Genomic DNA, 18,741 nt, shown 5'->3' with positions numbered 1-18,741 from the left:
CCTGATTTTGGGACAAGCTAATGCAGGATGATTTTACATAGGGACAGGAGAGAAAAGGATGCATAAAGAAACCGACTCAGGGCAGCGGACGTTGACTACCCGTCAGGGACATCCGGTAGCGGATAACCAGAATATTCGCACGGTAGGCAGCCGGGGGCCAAGCACGTTGGAGAACTACCATTATCTTGAGAAAATTACTCACTTCGACAGGGAGCGCATTCCGGAGCGCGTCGTCCATGCGCGCGGTGCAGGAGCTCACGGAGTATTTGTAGCTTACGGGAAGGTTGGAGAAGAGCCGGTATCCAAGTACACCCGGGCGAAGCTGTTTCAGGAGGCGGGCAAAGAGACGCCGGTGTTCGTAAGGTTCTCGACGGTGATTCATGGCGGTCATTCTCCCGAAACCTTAAGGGACCCGAGAGGCTTTGCCGTCAAATTTTACACGGAGGACGGGAACTGGGACTTGGTCGGGAACAATCTCAAAATTTTCTTCATTAGAGACCCGCTGAAATTCCCTGATATGGTTCATGCCTTCAGGCCCGATCCGATCACGAATGTGCAAGATATGGAGCGCTTCTTCGATTTTGTGTCGATGAGTCCAGAGGCTACCCATATGATTACGTTTGTGTACTCCCCTTGGGGAATTCCCGCTAACTACCGGCAAATGCAGGGCTCCGGCGTCAATACATATAAGTGGGTGAATGAGGCGGGAGAAGCGGTGCTGGTGAAATATCACTGGGAGCCGTTAAAGCAGGGCATTAAAAATTTGCTGCAAAAGGAAGCCAACGAAATTCAAGCGATCAATTTCAACCACGCCACGCTGGATCTGTACCAGGCCATTGAGCGGGGCGATTATCCCGAATGGGAGCTATGCGTACAAATCATGTCCGATGATGAGCATCCCGAATTGTCCTTTGACCCGCTGGATCCCACCAAACTGTGGCCGACGGATCAGTTCCCGCTGCTGCCTGTAGGCAAAATGACCTTGAACCGCAATCCGTTCGATTATTTCACGGAAGTGGAGCAGGCGGCATTCGGGACCGGGGTTCTGGTAGACGGTCTGGACTTCTCGGATGACAAGCTGCTGCAGGGTCGTACCTTCTCCTATTCGGATACGCAGCGGTACCGGGTCGGGACAAATTACCTGCAGCTTCCGATCAATGCGCCTAGAACCCATGTGGCAACCAATCAGAGCGGGGGGCAGATGCAGATCCGGCCGGACCGGGCCCCGGGGCAAAATCCGCATGTCAACTACGAGCCTTCCTCTCTAGGCGGGCTGGAGGAAGCGAAGCGAAATGGCAAGGAGCATGAGCCGCACTATAACGCCAAATTGACCCGCGAGGCCATTCCGCGAACGAATAACTTCGGACAAGCTGGCGATACGTACCGGGCCTTTGAAGAATGGGAGCGTGAAGAGCTGATCTCGAATCTGGTCGATGCTTTGTCGAAGTGCAGCGAGGGCATTCGCGAGAGGATGATCCGGCATTTCACGGAGGCGGATGCCGATTACGGCAGGCGAGTAGCCGAGGGGCTGTCCAAGGCTGACCGGAACCGCATCGAGAGCGGTCAGACAGATCCGGCACAGGCGGTCCGCAAGGCTCAGCAAGAGGGGCACAGTGCAGGTCCATATTGAAGGAAGGCGGCGGGCTTAGGAATCGGCCCGCCGCCTTATTATTGGGGTTCCCTGCAAAGCACCTGAATCAGCTCCGAAGGTAAGGCGCTATTTTGCAGTTGTTATTTAGCGCAGCTCATTATCCATCGCTTCGAGCAGGCTGACCGCTTGCCGTTCAAGGGCAAGCACCGACTCAAGAATCGGCACGGCTTGCTCCGCCGCGGCAGGAGAGTTAGGGTCCCCGCCGGAGGGGAAGGGAAACAGGCTGCGCAGAGGCAGTAGCCGGCGGGCAATATCCCCGTACAGAACGGCTGCCTCCCGGAACAAGCTGCGAATGCGTGCGTCCCGTTCGTCGGAGCCGTTCCATCCGTCAGCCAGCTCGTTCCAGAATGCGGCTGCAAAATGCCGGGCGTCCTGAACGAAGGCGACGTTATAGGAATGACCGTTAGGCTCGATCGCTCCGCCGCGGAACGCTTCGATCCAGGTCGAATAAGCCGTAAGTCCCCGAACCGTTCTCGGGGCTTCCTCCTCTATTCCCTGATAATGATCGAGGATCATGCGCAGCGCACCCTGCAGCATCGTATGGTCATCCGTCTCGAAGGAATCCTCAATGGCAAGAATAAATAGATCCTCCAGAATCCCCCGTCCGAGGTTGTCATAGGAAATAGCTTTCTCTCTGCACAATTCCGCAGCCATCAGCTGTCGCTGTTCATCGTCATAGCCGTAGATGACTCCGAATTCGGGGATAAATAGATCCCAGGACAGCACCGGAAGCCCACGGTCGATGGAACGGTGGATGAGCTCCAGCGCTTCGGGAAGCGCTTTGTGCATCGACCTTTTGTGCATTGCTTGCTCCGTTAGCAGGGACGGATCGACCAGGTTGGCATTTGGTCCCGGACCATCCTTCCGGAGCCCGTCAATGAAGCGGCAGCGGAAGCCCAGATTGAGCAGCCCCTTAGTGAGAATATCTCCGAAGTTAAAGCTGGTCGGCCCGCCGATATGGACGTCTCCCGGCCCGATATTGATGCGAAAGGCGTGGCCGGTCAAGCCCATGACCATAGGAAGGGGGAAGGCTTTGTCCGTATAGCCCAGAATGCGATGAATAGCTGAGGCGGCCGATGTCCAGGTTCCTCCTTCGTGGCTTGCAGCGTTGTTAGGCAGCAGAGTCTTTTTCATAAGTCCCATATCCCTTCTGTTTTTCATGTAATGATCTACAGAAATACGGAGCTTTTCCTGAATCACTTTTTTACGGCCCCGGGAAATAATCTGATACACATTGGCGGAAGAGAGCTGAAACAGCTTGGCAATCTCCTGAGGAGACAAGTGGTCGAAAAAATGCGATTCGAAGATTTGCCTCTCTCTGCGGTTGAGACAGCCTAATATGCCGCCGATCGTATCCATCAGCTCCCGCCGGAGCAATGCTTCTTCCGGATTCGTCTCTTGCCCGGCAGGAGGCCGTGATTGGGAGAGACGGTGCAGGATGTAATCGAGATCGCGCCAGGTATCCTCCGAGGGCTCTATGGACCCCTGGGACGGTGCCGGGGCGGAGAAGGACTGCTCTTTGGCGACGGAACGGCTCCTTAGCCTGGTGTACGCCTGGTTGCGCACGATCCGGTGCAGCCAAGGGAGGAACCTCTCGGTATCTACCAATGTCCCGAGATGCAGAAAAGCCCGAATCAGCGCATCCTGCACGATATCCTCCGCCAGGAAGGGCTCCTGGGCTATAGAACGGGCATAGCCGTACACCTGGGCTCTATGTCTTCGTATTAATTCCCCGAAGGCCTCGCGATCCCCGGCCTTGGCCTGCTCAACCAGCAAGCGGTCATCCCTGTCATCAAGCTCTGGAACAGCTCCTTCTTCATCCCGGGGGTCCAGCGGTGTAAATGATGCAGTGCTCAAGGAAATCCTCCTTACGTAGATTCTTGTTACATTGACGCTTCAGGAGCGGGTATTCTGACAACTGCGGCCCAAAAATAAAGGTGTGGATCCTGATTGACTTTATGTGAACCCAAATGGTCGGAACGGGTTGATTTATAGGGGCTGTGCTCTTTGATTATTTTACCATCTATTTCAAAAATGCAGCGCGGTTTTGCTTGAACAGCCATGCGAAAAAAGCCGCCCTCGCCGTAAAGGAAGACGGCCTGCTTAAGCTTTGCGAAGCTGCTTGCTAACCCAACAAAGAGCGCCGAAGCTTTAATACTTGATGCAGATGGTAGAAACCTCGCTGTAGAAGTCCAGGCTGAACATCCCGCCCTGACGGCCGATGCCGCTTTGCTTCTCACCGCCGTACGGCGTTCTCGGATCACGCAGGAACCAGGTATTCACCCAGGTCAGCCCGGCTTCGATCTGATGCGCTACCCGGAAGGCCCGGCTGCTGTCCTTCGTCCAGATGGATGCGCTAAGACCGTAGTGGGTATCGTTAGCGAGAGCGATGACCTCCTCCTCGGTATCAAAAGGCTGAACGGTGACGACAGGACCGAATATTTCCTCATTGACCACCCGGCATCCGGCATCGACTCCGGTTATGATGGTCGGCTCCACGTAGAAGCCCCGATCAAGTCCATCGGCGCGATTGCCGCCGGTTTCGATCACGCAGCCGTCCTCTCTTGCGGACTGGATATAATCCAGCACCCGATCGTAATGCTGCTTGCTGATGAGCGCTCCGATGTTCGTATTCGGCTGGAGGGGGTCGCCCACCGTTTGCTGGCGCGTGCGTTCGATGAATTTCTCCAGAAAGGCTTCATAGATCGGGCGCTGCACATAGATCCGCGAGCCGCACAAGCACACGGCGCCTTGGTTAATAAAGCTGCTGCGCAGCGACGTATCGATCACTTCGTCCAGATCGCAATCCGCGAAGATGATGTTCGGGTTTTTGCCGCCCAGCTCGAACGATAAGCGCTTCAGGCTGGCTGATCCGGCCTTCATAATGCTTTTTCCGGTGGTTGTTTCCCCGGTGAAGGCAATCGCGCGCACATCCGGATGCTCGGAGATCGCTTCCCCTACGGAGCGGCCGGCCCCGTTCACGATGTTGACGACTCCGTCCGGCAAACCGGCCTCCTTGCAGATTTCCCCGAGCAGCGTTGCGGTCATGGGCGTCCAGCGGGCCGGCTTCAGTACGACGCTGTTGCCCATGGCAAGGCACGGCGCAAGCTTGGCGCTGAGCAGAAGAAGCGGGAGGTTCCAGGGATTGATCATGCCGACGACGCCGAGCGGACGGCGTACGACGAAGTTCATGGCGCCAGCCTCGCTGGGGTAAGCCTCCGTTCCCATGGTGGAGATGAAATTGGCATAGAAATGGTAGCTGCCGGCGGCACGCGGAATGTCTACATTCGTTGACAGCCACAGAGGCTTTCCTGTATCCAGCGTTTCGAGCATGGCCAGCTCGTCTTTGCGCTGCAGAATCAAATCGCCGATCCGGCGCAGTATGGCGGCGCGCTCACTCAGCTTGGAATGCTTCCATCCGCCGTTGAAGGCCCGCTTGGCAGCTTCTACGGCCAGCTCGACCTCGGCTTGGCCTCCCTCAGCCACTTGACCGAGCACCTCCTCCGTTGCCGGATTGATATTATCGAAGGTTTTGGGCTTCTGGGAATGAACGTACCGGCCGTCAATGAAATGCAAGCAATCCATACCTTTCACGATAGTTTCCATTTTCAAACTCCTCCTTTAGGATCTTAGGTTATGAGGCTTTAGCCAGTATCGGCGCAGGGGACCGATTCGTTCTTTGTCATCCTGCGTCACCCAGCGGGCCGGACAGCGCTTGAGTCAAGCCCGCTTGGCAAGGGTACGCTCGCGATGCAGCCTCCGGTAATGATTCGGAGTCATGCGAATGCTGCTTTTGAAGGTTCTATAGAAGGTGGACAGCGTTTCAAACCCGATTTCAAAGCAGATGGATGCGATATCCTTGTCGGTCTCGGCCAGCAGCTTTTGCGCAAGACGCATTCGAACGTCCGTGAGGTATTGATGCGGAGTCATCTGGTACACTTCCTTGAAAATGGTATTCAAGTGCCGCGTACTGACGCCGAGCTTGGCGGAAATATCATCCGGGCCTACAATTTCGAAGTAATGCGTATCGATATAATGGCGAAGCTTCTCGGCCCGGAGGCTGTTCACGGCGGCCGCCTCGGTGGCCGGCTGATAGCGGACGAGCAGAAGCAGCAGCTCGGATAAATACAGCGCATTGGCCAGCTTGTTCAGCAGGTTCTCCCGCGTCTGCTCGAACAGCATTTTGCGCGTCAGCTGCCGCAGCTCCTTGCTTCCGAAGCCGCCAAGCCGGACGAGCCTGGAACGGTCAAACTGGGAGCGCAGCAGTGCCTCACGGACGCTTTCATCCAGCATCGCTTCGTCAAATTCGAGCACCAGCACGGTCATCCGGCTTCCGGAAAGCACCGAATGGCTCGTTCGCGGGACGATGACGACGCCCTGATCCTGTTCGAAGTCGAAGCTCCGCCCATCGAGCACCACTCTGCCCTTTCCCTCCAGAACATACAGGATTTGATGGATGTCATGATGGTGCTCCTGCATGATCTCGCCGTCGTTGTGACGCATTTCATACAAGTGGATTCCAACCATGAACAAGTCAGCTCCTTGCAGTCTTGGCACGCCCGTACAAGAACAGAACGACAAGTATGACAAGACCGTAAATGATTTGTTTTCCTGCGTCCCTCATGTCCAATAACGTAAGAATACTCATCAAAATATAGAGAATGACGGCTCCGGCAATCGTCCCCGCATAGCCCCCGCGCCCTCCCATAATGGAGGTCCCTCCGATTACGACAGCGGCAATGGACGGGAGAAGCAGCGTGTCCCCCATTCCGAGGAAGGAGAGGCCGTAGAAGCCGACGGACATCATGCCTGCCAGCACGGCAAACAATCCGCTTAGCGTATACACCAGAACGAGGACCCTCTTGTTATGGATCCCTGATAGGTGCGACACGGTAGGATTCGTCCCGATAGCATACACTTTCCGTCCGAACGTGGTTTTGCCAAGCAAAAGCACAATGGCGGCGGCAAAAACCAGCCACACGAGAAGCGCCAGCTTGATCCCGAACACGGAACCCGTACCGAGATAACGCAGCCAGTCAGGTGCCGCTCCTTTAGGGTTGCCGTCGGTATAGACGTACGTTACGCTTTTCAAAATACTGCTCATGGCGAGCGTCATGATGATCGGAGAGATCTTGAGATATGCCACGCCGAGGCCGTTTAGCGCTCCGACGGCGATGCCTGCCGCCACCATGATGATGGCCGCGGTCCCGCCGCCGTAGTCCGAGGCTGCTTGAGTCATAATGACCGCTCCCAGGTTCAGCATGTAGGCGACGGATAAATCAATGCCTCCGGTCAAGATGACCAGGGTCTGGCCCATCGCCAGAATGCCCAGAAAAGAAGAGATCACGAGCAGCTGAATCAAATGATCCGCAGAGAAGAACTGCGGCTGCATAATCCCCGATATCCCATAAAGCCCTGCGGTAGCCGCATAAATTTTCCAAACCCCTGTATGGCGAAACGGCGGGGCAAGCGCTCCCGCCGCACCGGGGCGGGTGGAAGCCGGTTTTAACATATCCGTACTCATGAAGGCCCTCCTTATAGTTCTGACTAGAGCCAAAACCTGCTTCATAAGCCATTCCTTTTACGATGAACTGGCGGAGCCTGATGCCTGGGCAGAGTCCGCGTAGCGGGCTGCGGTCCGTTTTCTTTGCTTCTGAAGGATGCTCACGGCCAGGGCGAGAATAAGGATGCTCCCTTGAACGGCATTTTGATAAAAGGACGGGACGCCCCAAAAAATCAACAGACCCAGCACGAGCGACAAAATGGCGGCTCCGGCCACCGATCCAACATATCCGCCTTTACCGCCTGACAAGGCTGTGCCTCCGAGAACGACGGCGGCGATGGAGTTCAAGGTGAACAGGCTGCTGCCGAGCGGATCGCCGGAAGCGGTTTGGGCGGTGAGCAGCAGACCGGCGCAGGCCGAGAACAAGCCGGCCATCGTATACGCCCATACTTTGGTGCGCCGAATCGGGACTCCGGATATGAAGGACGAGTATTCGCTGCCGCCGATGGCATAGATGGATTGACCGAAGCGGGAATGGCGCAGAGGCACCCAGATCAGAGCCATAAAGACGGCCAGCACGATAGCGGAGACCGGGATATAGGTAAGCACGCGCCCGGTTAGCAGGTCGGTATACGCTTCCGGCACCTTGCCTCCGGCCGTAGGGCGAATATATAACGCGATCCCGCTATAAATGGAGGCGGTCGCCAGCGTCACGATAATCGGCTGCAGCCTGCCGAATACGATGATCAGCCCGTTAAGGAGCCCTGCGGCGCATCCGATGGCCAGCACAATGAGATGGGTAAGAACAAGTCCGAAGCCGGAATGGCCTACCGATACGGAAATGGGATCCATGATCGTAGCCGCTGCGGAATTCGTCAGCCCGATGATCGCCCCGATCGACAAGTCGATCCCGGCGGTCAGCACGACGACGGTTTGCGCCAAAGCGGCAACGGCTAATGTAACGACCTGGTTACAAATGGATTGCGGTCCGTACCTTGTGAAGAAATCGTACTGATTGAAGGCGAACAATACGAGGATGGCCATTAAAATGAGATAAGCCATGGCCGCATCCTTGTTTCTTCTTATCAGCGCGCCGAAGGGTTTGCGATGTGGAGCTGGTTTCATCCTGTCAGGTCACCTCCTGTAACGTTAGGCGATGCCAAGAGCGGCGTGAATCATCCGCTCCTCGGTAATGCTCCTGCCTTCCAGTAAAGCTGCCATCCGGCCCTGCTTGAAGACGGCTACGCGATCGCATAGCCCGGTCAGCTCCGAAAGCTCGGTGGAGTAGAGGAGAATCGCCATCCCTTCCTCTGCGAGCTGCCGCAGCAGCCGGTAAATTTCCGACTTGGTCCCTATGTCGATGCCCCGGGTGGGGTCGGCCAGAAGCAGGATGTCCGCTTGCGTCAGAATCGCCTTGGCAATGACGACCTTTTGCTGATTGCCTCCGCTCAAGCCGCCAACCTCGAGATCGGGGTGGGATGTCTTGATATTCAAAAACCGGATCATCTCATGAACGGCGGTCCGTTCCTTGCCGGCTTGAATGAATCCCAGCTGCTGCCGATGCTGCAGCGTCATCAGGGAGATATTCTCGCGAACGGAGCGGGACAGCAGCAGACCCTCGTGCTTGCGGTCCTCGGGAACAAGCGCAATGCCGGCCTCGATGGCGGCCGCCGGCCCGGTCAATGCGGCCCTTCGCCCGTATACTTGAACCTCTCCGCCGGCGATGGGACATAAGCCGAACAGCGCCTCAAGAAAGGGGCCTTGCCCATGCCCCTGAAGTCCTGCGATGCCGACGATTTCTCCCTTTCGCAGCTGCAGATTTATGTCGTAAAACTGCCCTGTGCTGGTCAGATTACGGACATCTAGAGCGATTTCGTCCCGGCGCCGGGCACTTTTGGCCGGATACGTCTCGTTCACGGTCCGACCGGCAATCCAGCTTACTATCTGTTCTCCTGAGACGGTTCCCCAGTCGAAGGTAGTCACATAGCGGGCGTCCCGGAACACGGTGGCGCGATGGGCGATCCGTTCCAGCTCATCCATGCGATGGGAGATGAAGATAGCCGTTTTGCCCCGATCGGTGAGTCTCCGGATCAGGGAGAACAGCAGGTCGACCTCCTGCTGGCCCAGCGCCGAGGTGGCTTCGTCCAGCAGAATGACCTCCGGGTCGCGGGATAACGCCTTGGCGATCTCGACCAGCTGCCGTTCCGCGAGCGTCAGATCGCTGACAAGCGCTTCGGGTTGAAGGGTCAGGCCCAGATCCCGGAACAGCTCTCCGGCCATGACATTCATCCGGGCAAAATCGATCAGCCCCCATCGAGTCTTCGGCTCATGTCCCAAATACACGTTCTCCGACACGGTAAGATCGGGAACGAGGGAAAGCTCCTGAAACACCGCGACAATCCCCTGGCGGGCGGCATCGATGGGGGAGCGAAACCGCATTTCCTCGCCTTTGAATCGGATAGAGCCTGTATCGGGGGAAACAACGCCGCACAATAGTTTGACCAGCGTGCTCTTGCCGGCGCCGTTCTCGCCGAGCAGTGCGTGCACTTCGCCTCTGCGGCAGGAAAAATCGCAATCGATCAAAGCCTGCACGCCGCCGTAGCTTTTGCTCACCTGCGATACTTCAAGCAGGACTTCCTCCGGTGACACGGGTTGGTTTGCCGGGGTCAACGGATGATTCTCGGTAGGCATCCTTGGCACCTCGCTTTGGTGTGGGTGAGGGGACCGACCGATATCATCGTTTTGCGGCCGGCCCTTTCCCTTAATGGAAGCTTACTTTTGCAAGATTTGCTCGATTTTCAATCCGTAGCTGTTGGATGGGTCCGTCCAGTCGACGTAGAAATTGTCCGGCTGACCCGGCGCATACCATTTGTCTACATTTTTGTAGTCATCGTAAGGCAGCGGGATGATGGTCTTTTTATCGGTCTTCTCACCCTTGAGCACCTTCAGCGCAATATCGAGAGCAGCGGCGCTAAGGTAAGGGGGCTGGCCTGCGGCAATCGCCTTGACCTTGCTTTCCTTCATATGGCGGAACAGGCCGTTCAGCATCTCCCGGTCATAGGAATGGCAGCCGGATCGAGCTTGTTCTGCTTCAGCGCCTCTACGATGGCATTCTCGCCGCCCCCTTGCGTGAGGATCCCCTGAATGCCTTTGGACTTGTGGGCCGCCAGCATGTTGTTAATCACGACAGAGGTCGTTGCATCATCGTAATTTCCGAAGCCTTCCTGAAGAATTTTGACGTCGGGGTATTTTTTGAGGACCTCCCGATGGCCCTGGTCCCGGTCGCTGTTGATCGAAATCCCGTCGATGCCTTTGATCAGGAGAATGTTGCCTTTGCCGCCGATCTGATCCATCAGCCACTGCGCCTGAACCCGGCCGAACTGCACCTGGTCGGTGTTGACATTATATACCTTGTCGGATTCCACGGTATTGTCGAAGGCGACGACGACAATACCCCGCTGTACGGCCTCATGGAGTACGGGCACCAGTGCCGTTGGAGAGGAAGCGTCGACGAGGATGGCGTCGTAGCCCTTGGACATCATATTGCGGATTTCATTGATCTGGGCTTGCGGATCGTTGCCTGCGCTTGAGGAATAAAACTCGCTGATCTCGCCTGCGTTCTTCTTCTGCTGGGCATAGGCTTCAAAAATTTTCAGCATTTCCGAGCGCCAGGAGTTTCCGGCGAATGCATTGCTCAAAGCAATTTTATAGGCTTTCTTGGTCTTGCCGCCGGCCTCTTTATCCCCGGCGCCCGCCGGATCTTTCCCGCCTGCGCAGCCTGTCAGGCTTGCACCAACCAACAAAAGAATGACGAATAACGTTGTCCATCGGATTGACCGTTTTTTCTTCATGGACGCACTTCCCTCCTGGGCCTGGGATCGGTTCCTTATTTGCTGCGCTCTTGCGGTTGATCGAAATCGGGGTAGCCCCCCGTATGCGCCGATGCACCGGGAAATCCGATTCGTTCGGAGACGCCCGGCGTGTTAAGATACAGCCCGGTGACATCGGTTCGGAGCTGCTTGTAAAACCCGGGCACCGAGGCTTTCAAGGCCATCAGCACGGCGTGTACCTGCTCGGGCCCAAGCCGGGCCGGCGGCTGCCCGAACTGCTCCTTCGCCGCCGTCACGGCGGCTTCGATGCCAAGCTCATACAGCCTGGCGTGAATGCCGCGCTCGATTCTTTCGGCGAGGACCGGACCCGCATTCGCCTCGGCGGCTCCTTGGTCGGTCTCATCGGCGGGAATCACACCGTTGGCGAGCACCGCAAGCCATTCCGCCTGTTCGGCAGCACTCCTTCTCATAGGTATCAGCTCCTTCGTTACAGTTGTCCCTGCCGTGCCTGGTCGGCGATATAGTCCACGGCCCGGCTGGCGATGGCCATCGCGGTCAGCGTCGGATTAAGACCGCTGCCGGTGACGAATACGCTCGTATCGCAGATAAACAGATTGGGAATGTCGTGCGTCTGGCCGAACTCATTGACGACGGAGGAATCGGGATCGTCTCCCATGCGGCAGGTTCCCATGGCGTGAGCCCCATAATTCAGGCCGACCCGCACCTTGCGGGCGCCGGATGCTTCCATCAGCTCCGCGGCTTTATCCCGGGCGGCACCCGCCAATCGAATGTCGTTATCAAGCCATTCGATCGAAACTCTGGCCGCAGGAAGTCCGCGATGGTCCTTGACCTCGGGATCGAGCGTCACCGTGTTATGCTCGCTCGGAAGTCCCTCGGCATGAGCCCACCAGGCGGCGGTGTACGGATAATCCTTCAGGAATTGCTTGAATTCCGGGCCTACGAAATCGCCGCTCAATGTGGCGTAGGTGACCGGGGTCATCATGTAGGACAGGAGAACATAGCCGCGCGCATAATGGTTGCGGGAATCCGGCTTGTAATAATCCTGCACCATGACCTGCCCCATCTGTATGCCCTTATAAGCGTTGACGGGCTCGTCGAACGTTCCGAACACCTGCCATGTCGGATGGCTGAGCAAGTATTTGCCGACGGCTCCGCTGGAGTTGGCGAGTCCGTCCGGGAAGGCGGGACACGCCGACACGAGCAGCAGGCGGGGCGTTTCCACCGCATGAGCCGCAAGAATGACGAGCTGCGCGCTCAGCTCGTGCTCCCGCCCTTCGGCGTCCAGGTAGAGGACGCCGGTGACGCGGCCGGCGGCTTCGTCGTATAGAACACGATGCACGAACGCCTCGCTGATGACCTTCACGCCGGCGGCCTCCGCCTTGGCCAGGTACGTGCCCTGGCTGGTCGCCTTCGCGTCCGTCGGACAGCCCGCGGCACACCAGCCGCAGTACGTACAGGCCGGCCGCCCGTCGTACTCGACGGAGTTGATGGCGATGGGCGGGGCGAACGGATGCGCCCCGGACTTATGCGCCCCGCGCGCGAGCACCTGGGCATGCCAGCTGAAGCGATGGGCCGGCATGGGGAGGGAATACGGCTCGGGCGCGAACGGCCCGCAGTCTCCGGCGACGCCGAAGTCTCTTTCCACCTTGGCGTAGTAAGGCGCAAGGTCCTCATAGCTTAAGGGCCAATCGGCCCCTACGCCTTCCAGACTGTAGGTGCGGAAGTCCTCCGGATGGAACCGGGGCATGACCCCCAGCCAGGTTAACGTTCCTCCTCCTACACCGATGCCGGTTTTGGGAGCGACCTGATGCTTGCCCGCATAGACGCGCGGCTCCGTCCATTGGATTTTGGCGTGGTTGGCCTCGGCGTTGGCGAAATCCGCGTTCGGGTTATACCGTTTGCCGGCTTCGATGACGGTTACGGAGAAGCCATGATCGGTTAGCTCCTTGGCGACCAGACCGCCGGTGGCCCCGGAACCGACAACGATGACATCAACGGGCAGTTTCGACATCTTGAAATACCCCTTTCTTGACTCGCATCTTCTTGGCACTTGTGAACGATTTAACGGAGAGCATATAATAAAAACAAGCAGTGCATTTCAATTCTGGGAGCCTATTCCATATGAGCTTGCAAAAAATTGAGTTACCGGCTGAGGGAATCCTGATGTATGAGTTTCAGCATGTAGACGGTGAGGTGATGAAGCCGCACCATCATCAAGTTCATCAGATTTTGTACGCGTTGGAAGGTGAGGGCAAAATTATGTTGAACCAAAGGGTGGAGTCCTACGGCCAAGACCGCGTGGCGGTAATCGTTCCGAACTCGGAGCATTCCATCGTTTCCGATTCGAAGCTGACGGTGCTCGTGCTGGCTTTTGACGAGGCGATCTTTGATGCCGTGGTACGGGAAGAGCTGCTGCATGCTTTCTTCAACCAATCCCAGCTATGTAAGCCGAATCCTTTTACCGGAAGCGAATTAAGGCTCTTGCTGCGCAAGCTGCTGTTCGAGCAATCAAGCGGGAGCAGACTTGGGCTGCTTGCGATGAAGATCATCTTATCGGAGCTGATGATCCTGCTCGCCCGTTCCCAGCACTTGCTGCAGGTTTCGGATGCGAATAGCTTAAGGGCCGAGAAGATCCGGCATTATATCGACACCCATTACTTTGAAATCGTCAGCGCTGCGGATATTGCCGCCAAGCAGGGGATCAGCCTGCGGTACATCAACAATATTTTTAAAGAGCAGTACAACATGACGCCGATGCAGTATTTGGCTGACATCCGAATCGGATTGGCGAAGCAAATGCTTGCCGAGACAGACAAGGACATCGCCTCCATCTGCTTTGAACTTGGATTTGAAACCGTTTCCACGTTTTATCGCATGTTTAAGGACGCCGTTCAAATGCCTCCGAACAAATATAGGACGCTGCATCGCATGCAAGAAGTGAGCCGGGAGGAGGATGTCTAAAACAGAAAAGACGATCTGCTGCTCGGAGAGCAGAGCTTCCTCACGATAAAATGCCGCTGATCTGCTACGATGTAAACGCCTACATTTGAAGGTGTAGAACGTACCGGTGCTCGAAACATACCGGCTGTTCTTTTTTCAGGAAGAACGGCTCGAGGCCATCTGTCTGACATCCTGCGAAATAGGGGCCCGCAATCGAGGATTACAAGGCCATCATAATTCACATGGAAGCGGTTCGTCTTAGCAATCAAGGAAATGGTTTCTTAATATCGGAACTATTATTACAGCACCGCTGCCATAATCCAGGGCGTGACGAACAACGTGATGACGGCGGCCAAAATCATGGAAATGCTGGATACCGTTCCGGAGACGCTGCTGAATTCAAAGGCCTTCGACGTACCGGCGCCATGTGAGCTGGTACCGAGAAGCACGCCGCGGGCAATGTCGTTACGGATGCGGCACATGCGTATAATATAAGGTCCGACCACGGATCCGAATATTCCTGTCATCATCACGGCAACTGCCGTAATCGTTGGAATGCCGCCGATCGTTTGCGAGACATTCATGGCAATCGGGGTCGTTACGGAATGCGGGAGCAGGCTGAAGACGAGCTGATCGTTAAGCCGCAGCCCCTCAGCAAGCCAAATGGACGAGGCTACGGCTGCGCAAGAGCCGGCCAGCACGCTGACCAGGATTTCGGTCGCGTGTTTTTTTATTAACGGAAAATGCTTGGACAACGGGATCGCAAAGGCGATCGTTGCCGGCTGAAGCATATCCGACAGCCAGTGGGCCCCGGTATTGTAGGATTCGAAGGAGGTTCCCGTCGATACTAACAGGATGATTAGCGCCAATGGCGTAATGATGATGGGCGAAAAGATGAACATGGGTTTATACCTGTACAGCCGCTTGGCTACAATATATAGCAAGACGGTGCCGATCAAGCTGACGGCTCCGATCATGATTGCGCACGCTCCTTACGTTTGGCGATATGCTGGGCGACGAGTCCGCTGGACACCATAACGACGATGGTGCCTAACGCAACGACCAGCACGATCTGGAATCCGTCGCTCACCAGTAATTGGGGATAGGCAACAATGCCGACGGCCGGGGAAATAAAGAACAGCAGAAGCTCGGCAATCAGCCAGCTTGCGCCTGCCTCCAGCCATTCACGGCGCAGCACCTTGGTCTGCAGCAGCAGGAACACGACAATCATGCCGAGAATGCTGCCCGGAACAGGGATATGTAGCCACGCGACGAGCTTGTTCATAATAAACGAGATGACAATCAATAGAAGCACTTGAACGATAATTTGAAGCATGGTTTTCATGGCTGACAGCCCCTTTCCTTTGAAAAGTGTACAGCAGCTTCTTTCATAGGTAAAATACATATACAGAATGTTTTTCATTCCATTTGTCTATGGATGGAGGGGAGCCTATTGGACATGCGGCACCTGCAGTATTTTCTCGAGGTCGCCCATTGGAAGAGCTTTACGAAGGCCGCTCAGTCGCTTTATATTACCCAGCCCACTATCAGCAAAATGATCAAAAATCTGGAGGAGGAGCTCGGTGTTGTTCTTTTCGACCGGATCGGCAGGCGTATCGAGCTGACGGATGCGGGGGCCGTGCTGCTGACTCAGGCACAGCATATGGTCAAGTCCTTCGAGGAGATGACCTCGCATTTGGACGAGCTGATGAAGGTACAACGGGGAAGAATACGCATCGGGCTTCCTCCGATGGTAGGGTCTAACTTTTTCCCGCAGGTGATCGGCAAGTTTCGCGAGCAGTATCCGGGCATTACGCTGCAGCTGTTCGAGTACGGTTCTAAGAAGGTAGAGGCGGAGGTCGGAGCAGGGGAGCTCGATATCGGAGTCATCTTGCTGCCCACCAACGAGGAGCTGTTCAACTTCTATTCCTTTGTAAAGCAGCGGCTTATGCTGGTCGTTCATTCATCTCACCCATTGGCTGAGAAGGAAGAGGCTTCGTTAATGGACCTGAAGGATGAATCGTTCCTCCTGTTCCATGAGGATTTTGCCCTGCACGACCGGATCATAGCCGAGTGTGAAAGGCTGGGCTTCTTTCCTAATGTCGTTTATAAAAGCTCCCAATGGGATTTTATTACCGAGATGGCGGCCGCTAATCTGGGAATTGCTTTATTGCCGGAGGCCATTTGCCGGGAGCTGGACACAAGACGCCTGCGGACGATTCCATTGACAAAGCCGGCGATTCCTTGGCATTTGGCCATGATATGGCGTAAGGACAGCTACCTGTCATTCGCGGCCCGGGAATGGATCGCTTTCACGCAGAGCATGCTCCGGCAGCCGGTGTGAGACCTGCTGCGAAACAACGAAGACCGCTCCTTTTCGGTATTGCCGAAAGGAACGGTCCTTTTCATTATAAATAGGTTAGATTTTAGGGCTCTGCGCAAATTACCCGGGAGGATTTTAACGCCTTTTTTGCGGCTCTTGCATATTTGCACGTTCACGGCATTGCTGGCAAGCACGTTGCCAGACTCTGCCTTTGCCTCAGCCGATTGGAAAATATTAATAATGATGTAATGGTTTTTTCCAATTCGCTGCCGGTATGTTTTGACATGTGTCCGGAGCATGGTTCATCCCCCTAATCCAGTCTTCTTAATACGGTATGCGGAGGAGAGCCGAGCTGAGACGGCTATCGGCTTGCCGATCCGCCCTATTGCTCTCCATGAAGAAGAGGCTGCCGCAGAATGTTGCTTCTGCTGCAGCCCCTTGCCGTCCATTATGCGCTTGGTAATGTCGCCGATCTCGTCGATGCTCGTCTTGCCCTAAAATGCCGCTGAAGAACGTGGGGGGACAAAGGTGTCTCGTTGTTCAGCGTTGACAGGAGTGGGAGAATCATTCACACCCTTCTGCCGCCGCAAACGCGGAGGTCCCCGACAGGGACACACTCGGCGCAGCGGAAGCTGTAAATCATAACCTTTTTCATATCTGTTTTTCTCTCTAGTTGTACTTCTTTCTTTGTGCCGCTTCTAAAGCTGCTTGTATGGTCTGGAATGATCAATCCGTCATAAGGTAAAACGTGTCGACATCTCCATAGACGGGAGGAGGTTGAGAAAGGTTGCATGGGAATAAAAGGAATACCGTCCAGGTCGAAAAAGCATCCTGACTAAGGCTTCGCGGCCATATCTGGACTCATTCATTTGACAATGAGAATCATTTTCATCTAATATGAAAGGAAAGATTGCATAACATTCTAGGACGTGATTATCATGCTGCAAAGGCACGAGTCCATGCGTCATCTTCGTCTGGACTATATCGCTGCGGAGGAATTTAAGCTTCCTTCTCAGCGGCACAAGGAACTATTCACCTTGGAGGAGCATGCCTTTGGTTTTGTGCTGCAAGAAAAAGTTAAAATCCATCTGCAGGTGAACGAACAGCAGCGAACAGGCACCGCCTTGTGCGGAGAGCTCTTTATGCTTCCCCCCCATTCCCGCTGTGCGTTGGAGAACAGGAATACGGCCCCTGCGCACCTCTTGATTATCCGTTTCCAGTGCACTCCCAGGCAGCTGCTGGACGATGTCCAGCTCTACTGCTTCCGGATGCCGCAAATTCGCAGCTGGATCCAGGATTTTCTCAGCGATGGCGGAAGCATGGAGCCGGCGTTGTACTACCAGCTGCAGTCCCATCTGTATGCCATGGTGGCGGCGCTCATGATGTATGTTCAGAAGCCGCGCGAAATGGAGCAGGATTTGGTCGATTACGTGGAGCAGACACGGCAATATATGCTCCGGAGCTATCAGGACGCGATGGACATGGAGGATATCGCCCGGTTATCCGGGGCCAGCCCGAGCCGGTTCTATCAAGCGTTCCGCCGGCAAACCGGACTCAGTCCCCACAAATTCATTACGAAGATCCGGCTGGACGCTTCGCTGTCCCTGTTGGCGAACACTATGTCGCCGGTGATCGAGGTCGCCCATTCGGTGGGCTATCCGGATGAATATTACTTCAGCCGCTTGTTTAAAAAGCACATGGGGATGACCCCGACGGATTATGCGGCCCGCACCAAGAAGAAAATCGCCTGTCTTTCTCCGGTCCTCCGCGGCGATTTGGCCGTCCTCGGGATCACGCCGCATCTATGCCTGGAAAGAGGCTGGATGGATGAACCGGCGCAGGCTTTGAAGTCCGTTGCTTCGAGTGAGCCGGAGCTTATTTTGACCCCGCCGGTAACAGAAGAGATCTTTCGGGCGCTGGGCGAGATAGCACCGGTAGTTAAGATCGAATGGAAGAAATACCCGTGGAAGGAACGGCTGATGGACATAAGCCAGCTGTTCGATCTGTCCAGCATCGCCGAGCGATGGTTATCGTATTTCGATATGAAGGTGGAAAATGCGCGGTTTCACATACGCCAGCATCTCGGGCAAGAACCGGTTTTGCTGGTTCACGCCTCCAATGAAAGGCGCTTTCGCGTATTCGGCATGCAAATGAAGAAAATGAAGGATTTATTTTATGATGACCTTCAGGTGACCCCTCCTGATCCTGCGCACCATATAGGCGCGATGGATGTCACTTCGCTAAGCGATGTGGCCGCGCTGGATTGCGATAATGTCCTTTTCCTGGTAGGCGCCGCCAAGCCGGAGGCCTTTTGCGACCACTTGGCTGAGCATTGGAAGGAGCTCAAGCAGACCCGCAGAAGCAAGCGCTGCTTCTTCATCCGGCATGACGATCCGCTGCTGTACAACGCCTCGGCGCACGAAGGCCTGGTCGATCAGACCGTGCAGTACCTGCTGCGCTCCGGGACTTGAGT

The 18,741-nt window shown here is 55.7% G+C and carries 16 protein-coding genes; 4 read left to right on the top strand and 12 right to left on the bottom strand.

What is annotated here, in order from left to right; all coding sequences use genetic code 11:
* Positions 1 to 58: 58 nt before the first annotated feature.
* Complete coding sequence (locus ABEA66_RS05020) at positions 59 to 1,630, top strand: catalase (protein WP_345586615.1); 1,572 nt, start codon at positions 59 to 61, stop codon at positions 1,628 to 1,630.
* Between the two features lie 105 nt (positions 1,631 to 1,735).
* On the opposite strand, the gene ABEA66_RS05015 is transcribed toward ABEA66_RS05020, so the two are convergent.
* The 10 genes from ABEA66_RS05015 to ABEA66_RS04970 all read right to left on the bottom strand — a co-directional run bounded on the left by ABEA66_RS05015 (position 1,736) and on the right by ABEA66_RS04970 (position 13,016).
* Positions 1,736 to 3,508, bottom strand: a complete 1,773-nt coding sequence (locus ABEA66_RS05015; protein WP_345586613.1) for an RNA polymerase sigma factor — start codon at positions 3,506 to 3,508, stop codon at positions 1,736 to 1,738.
* Between the two features lie 294 nt (positions 3,509 to 3,802).
* Positions 3,803 to 5,257, bottom strand: a complete 1,455-nt coding sequence (locus tag ABEA66_RS05010; RefSeq protein WP_345586611.1) for an aldehyde dehydrogenase — start codon at positions 5,255 to 5,257, stop codon at positions 3,803 to 3,805.
* A 114-nt stretch (positions 5,258 to 5,371) separates the two neighbouring features.
* Positions 5,372 to 6,178: a helix-turn-helix domain-containing protein gene (locus ABEA66_RS05005; RefSeq protein ID WP_345586609.1), complete on the bottom strand. Its 807-nt coding sequence runs from the start codon at positions 6,176 to 6,178 to the stop codon at positions 5,372 to 5,374.
* Between the two features lie 7 nt (positions 6,179 to 6,185).
* Entirely contained in the window at positions 6,186 to 7,175 is a 990-nt protein-coding gene (locus tag ABEA66_RS05000; protein ID WP_345586607.1) for an ABC transporter permease, read from the bottom strand.
* A 57-nt stretch (positions 7,176 to 7,232) separates the two neighbouring features.
* Positions 7,233 to 8,279: an ABC transporter permease gene (locus ABEA66_RS04995; protein WP_345586605.1), complete on the bottom strand. Its 1,047-nt coding sequence runs from the start codon at positions 8,277 to 8,279 to the stop codon at positions 7,233 to 7,235.
* A 24-nt stretch (positions 8,280 to 8,303) separates the two neighbouring features.
* Positions 8,304 to 9,845 (bottom strand): sugar ABC transporter ATP-binding protein, encoded by a 1,542-nt coding sequence (locus ABEA66_RS04990; RefSeq protein WP_345586603.1) that lies wholly within the window; start codon positions 9,843 to 9,845, stop codon positions 8,304 to 8,306.
* A gap of 81 nt (positions 9,846 to 9,926) precedes the next feature.
* Entirely contained in the window at positions 9,927 to 10,202 is a 276-nt protein-coding gene (locus ABEA66_RS04985; protein ID WP_345586601.1) for a type 1 periplasmic-binding domain-containing protein, read from the bottom strand.
* Positions 10,196 to 11,005 carry a substrate-binding domain-containing protein gene (locus ABEA66_RS04980; protein WP_345586599.1) on the bottom strand — a complete coding sequence of 270 codons (810 nt, stop codon included), beginning with the start codon at positions 11,003 to 11,005 and terminating at the stop codon, positions 10,196 to 10,198. Before ABEA66_RS04980 ends, ABEA66_RS04985 begins: the two co-directional genes overlap by 7 nt.
* 35 nt (positions 11,006 to 11,040) lie before the next feature.
* The gene (locus ABEA66_RS04975) at positions 11,041 to 11,454 is read right to left on the bottom strand and encodes a gluconate 2-dehydrogenase subunit 3 family protein (RefSeq protein ID WP_345586597.1); all 414 of its coding nucleotides are present in this window, start codon (positions 11,452 to 11,454) and stop codon (positions 11,041 to 11,043) included.
* 17 nt (positions 11,455 to 11,471) lie between these two features.
* Entirely contained in the window at positions 11,472 to 13,016 is a 1,545-nt protein-coding gene (locus ABEA66_RS04970; protein WP_345586595.1) for a GMC family oxidoreductase, read from the bottom strand.
* Between the two features lie 110 nt (positions 13,017 to 13,126).
* Between ABEA66_RS04970 and ABEA66_RS04965 the strand changes: the two genes are divergently transcribed.
* Entirely contained in the window at positions 13,127 to 13,966 is an 840-nt protein-coding gene (locus ABEA66_RS04965) for a helix-turn-helix domain-containing protein (RefSeq protein ID WP_345586593.1), read from the top strand.
* Positions 13,967 to 14,244: 278 nt separating this feature from the next.
* On the opposite strand, the gene ABEA66_RS04960 is transcribed toward ABEA66_RS04965, so the two are convergent.
* Positions 14,245 to 14,922 (bottom strand): LrgB family protein, encoded by a 678-nt coding sequence (locus ABEA66_RS04960; protein WP_345586591.1) that lies wholly within the window; start codon positions 14,920 to 14,922, stop codon positions 14,245 to 14,247.
* Positions 14,919 to 15,290 carry a CidA/LrgA family protein gene (locus ABEA66_RS04955; protein ID WP_345586589.1) on the bottom strand — a complete coding sequence of 124 codons (372 nt, stop codon included), beginning with the start codon at positions 15,288 to 15,290 and terminating at the stop codon, positions 14,919 to 14,921. The genes ABEA66_RS04960 and ABEA66_RS04955 overlap by 4 nt, the downstream gene beginning before the upstream one ends.
* A gap of 108 nt (positions 15,291 to 15,398) precedes the next feature.
* Between ABEA66_RS04955 and cidR the strand changes: the two genes are divergently transcribed.
* Together cidR and ABEA66_RS04945 are read left to right on the top strand one after the other, a co-directional pair.
* On the top strand, positions 15,399 to 16,289 hold the full coding sequence (gene cidR, locus ABEA66_RS04950; protein WP_345586587.1) for a cidABC operon transcriptional activator CidR: 891 nt from the start codon (positions 15,399 to 15,401) through the stop codon (positions 16,287 to 16,289).
* 917 nt (positions 16,290 to 17,206) lie between these two features.
* Positions 17,207 to 18,739 carry a helix-turn-helix domain-containing protein gene (locus tag ABEA66_RS04945; protein WP_345586585.1) on the top strand — a complete coding sequence of 511 codons (1,533 nt, stop codon included), beginning with the start codon at positions 17,207 to 17,209 and terminating at the stop codon, positions 18,737 to 18,739.
* The last annotated feature ends 2 nt before the right edge of the window (positions 18,740 to 18,741 follow it).

Source organism: Paenibacillus vulneris (assembly GCF_039543185.1).
GTDB lineage: Bacteria > Bacillota > Bacilli > Paenibacillales > NBRC-103111 > Paenibacillus_S > Paenibacillus_S vulneris.
Note: the sequence above shows the minus strand (reverse complement) of the source record. Positions and strands in the feature narration are given on the sequence as shown.

What these genes read in the sequence shown, in the direction of transcription:
- ABEA66_RS04965 (WP_345586593.1), top strand. Translation starts at nt 13,127, where the DNA reads ATGAGCTTGCAAAAAATTGAGTTACCGGCTGAGGGAATCCTGATGTAT.
- ABEA66_RS04945 (WP_345586585.1), top strand. Translation starts at nt 17,207, where the DNA reads ATGCTGCAAAGGCACGAGTCCATGCGTCATCTTCGTCTGGACTATATC.
- ABEA66_RS05020 (WP_345586615.1), top strand. Translation starts at nt 59, where the DNA reads ATGCATAAAGAAACCGACTCAGGGCAGCGGACGTTGACTACCCGTCAG.
- ABEA66_RS05010 (WP_345586611.1), bottom strand. Translation starts at nt 5,257, where the DNA reads ATGGAAACTATCGTGAAAGGTATGGATTGCTTGCATTTCATTGACGGC.
- ABEA66_RS05005 (WP_345586609.1), bottom strand. Translation starts at nt 6,178, where the DNA reads ATGGTTGGAATCCACTTGTATGAAATGCGTCACAACGACGGCGAGATC.
- ABEA66_RS04995 (WP_345586605.1), bottom strand. Translation starts at nt 8,279, where the DNA reads ATGAAACCAGCTCCACATCGCAAACCCTTCGGCGCGCTGATAAGAAGA.
- ABEA66_RS04955 (WP_345586589.1), bottom strand. Translation starts at nt 15,290, where the DNA reads ATGAAAACCATGCTTCAAATTATCGTTCAAGTGCTTCTATTGATTGTC.
- ABEA66_RS04960 (WP_345586591.1), bottom strand. Translation starts at nt 14,922, where the DNA reads ATGATCGGAGCCGTCAGCTTGATCGGCACCGTCTTGCTATATATTGTA.
- ABEA66_RS04985 (WP_345586601.1), bottom strand. Translation starts at nt 10,202, where the DNA reads ATGCTGAACGGCCTGTTCCGCCATATGAAGGAAAGCAAGGTCAAGGCG.
- ABEA66_RS04980 (WP_345586599.1), bottom strand. Translation starts at nt 11,005, where the DNA reads ATGAAGAAAAAACGGTCAATCCGATGGACAACGTTATTCGTCATTCTT.
- ABEA66_RS04975 (WP_345586597.1), bottom strand. Translation starts at nt 11,454, where the DNA reads ATGAGAAGGAGTGCTGCCGAACAGGCGGAATGGCTTGCGGTGCTCGCC.
- ABEA66_RS04990 (WP_345586603.1), bottom strand. Translation starts at nt 9,845, where the DNA reads ATGCCTACCGAGAATCATCCGTTGACCCCGGCAAACCAACCCGTGTCA.
- ABEA66_RS04970 (WP_345586595.1), bottom strand. Translation starts at nt 13,016, where the DNA reads ATGTCGAAACTGCCCGTTGATGTCATCGTTGTCGGTTCCGGGGCCACC.
- ABEA66_RS05000 (WP_345586607.1), bottom strand. Translation starts at nt 7,175, where the DNA reads ATGAGTACGGATATGTTAAAACCGGCTTCCACCCGCCCCGGTGCGGCG.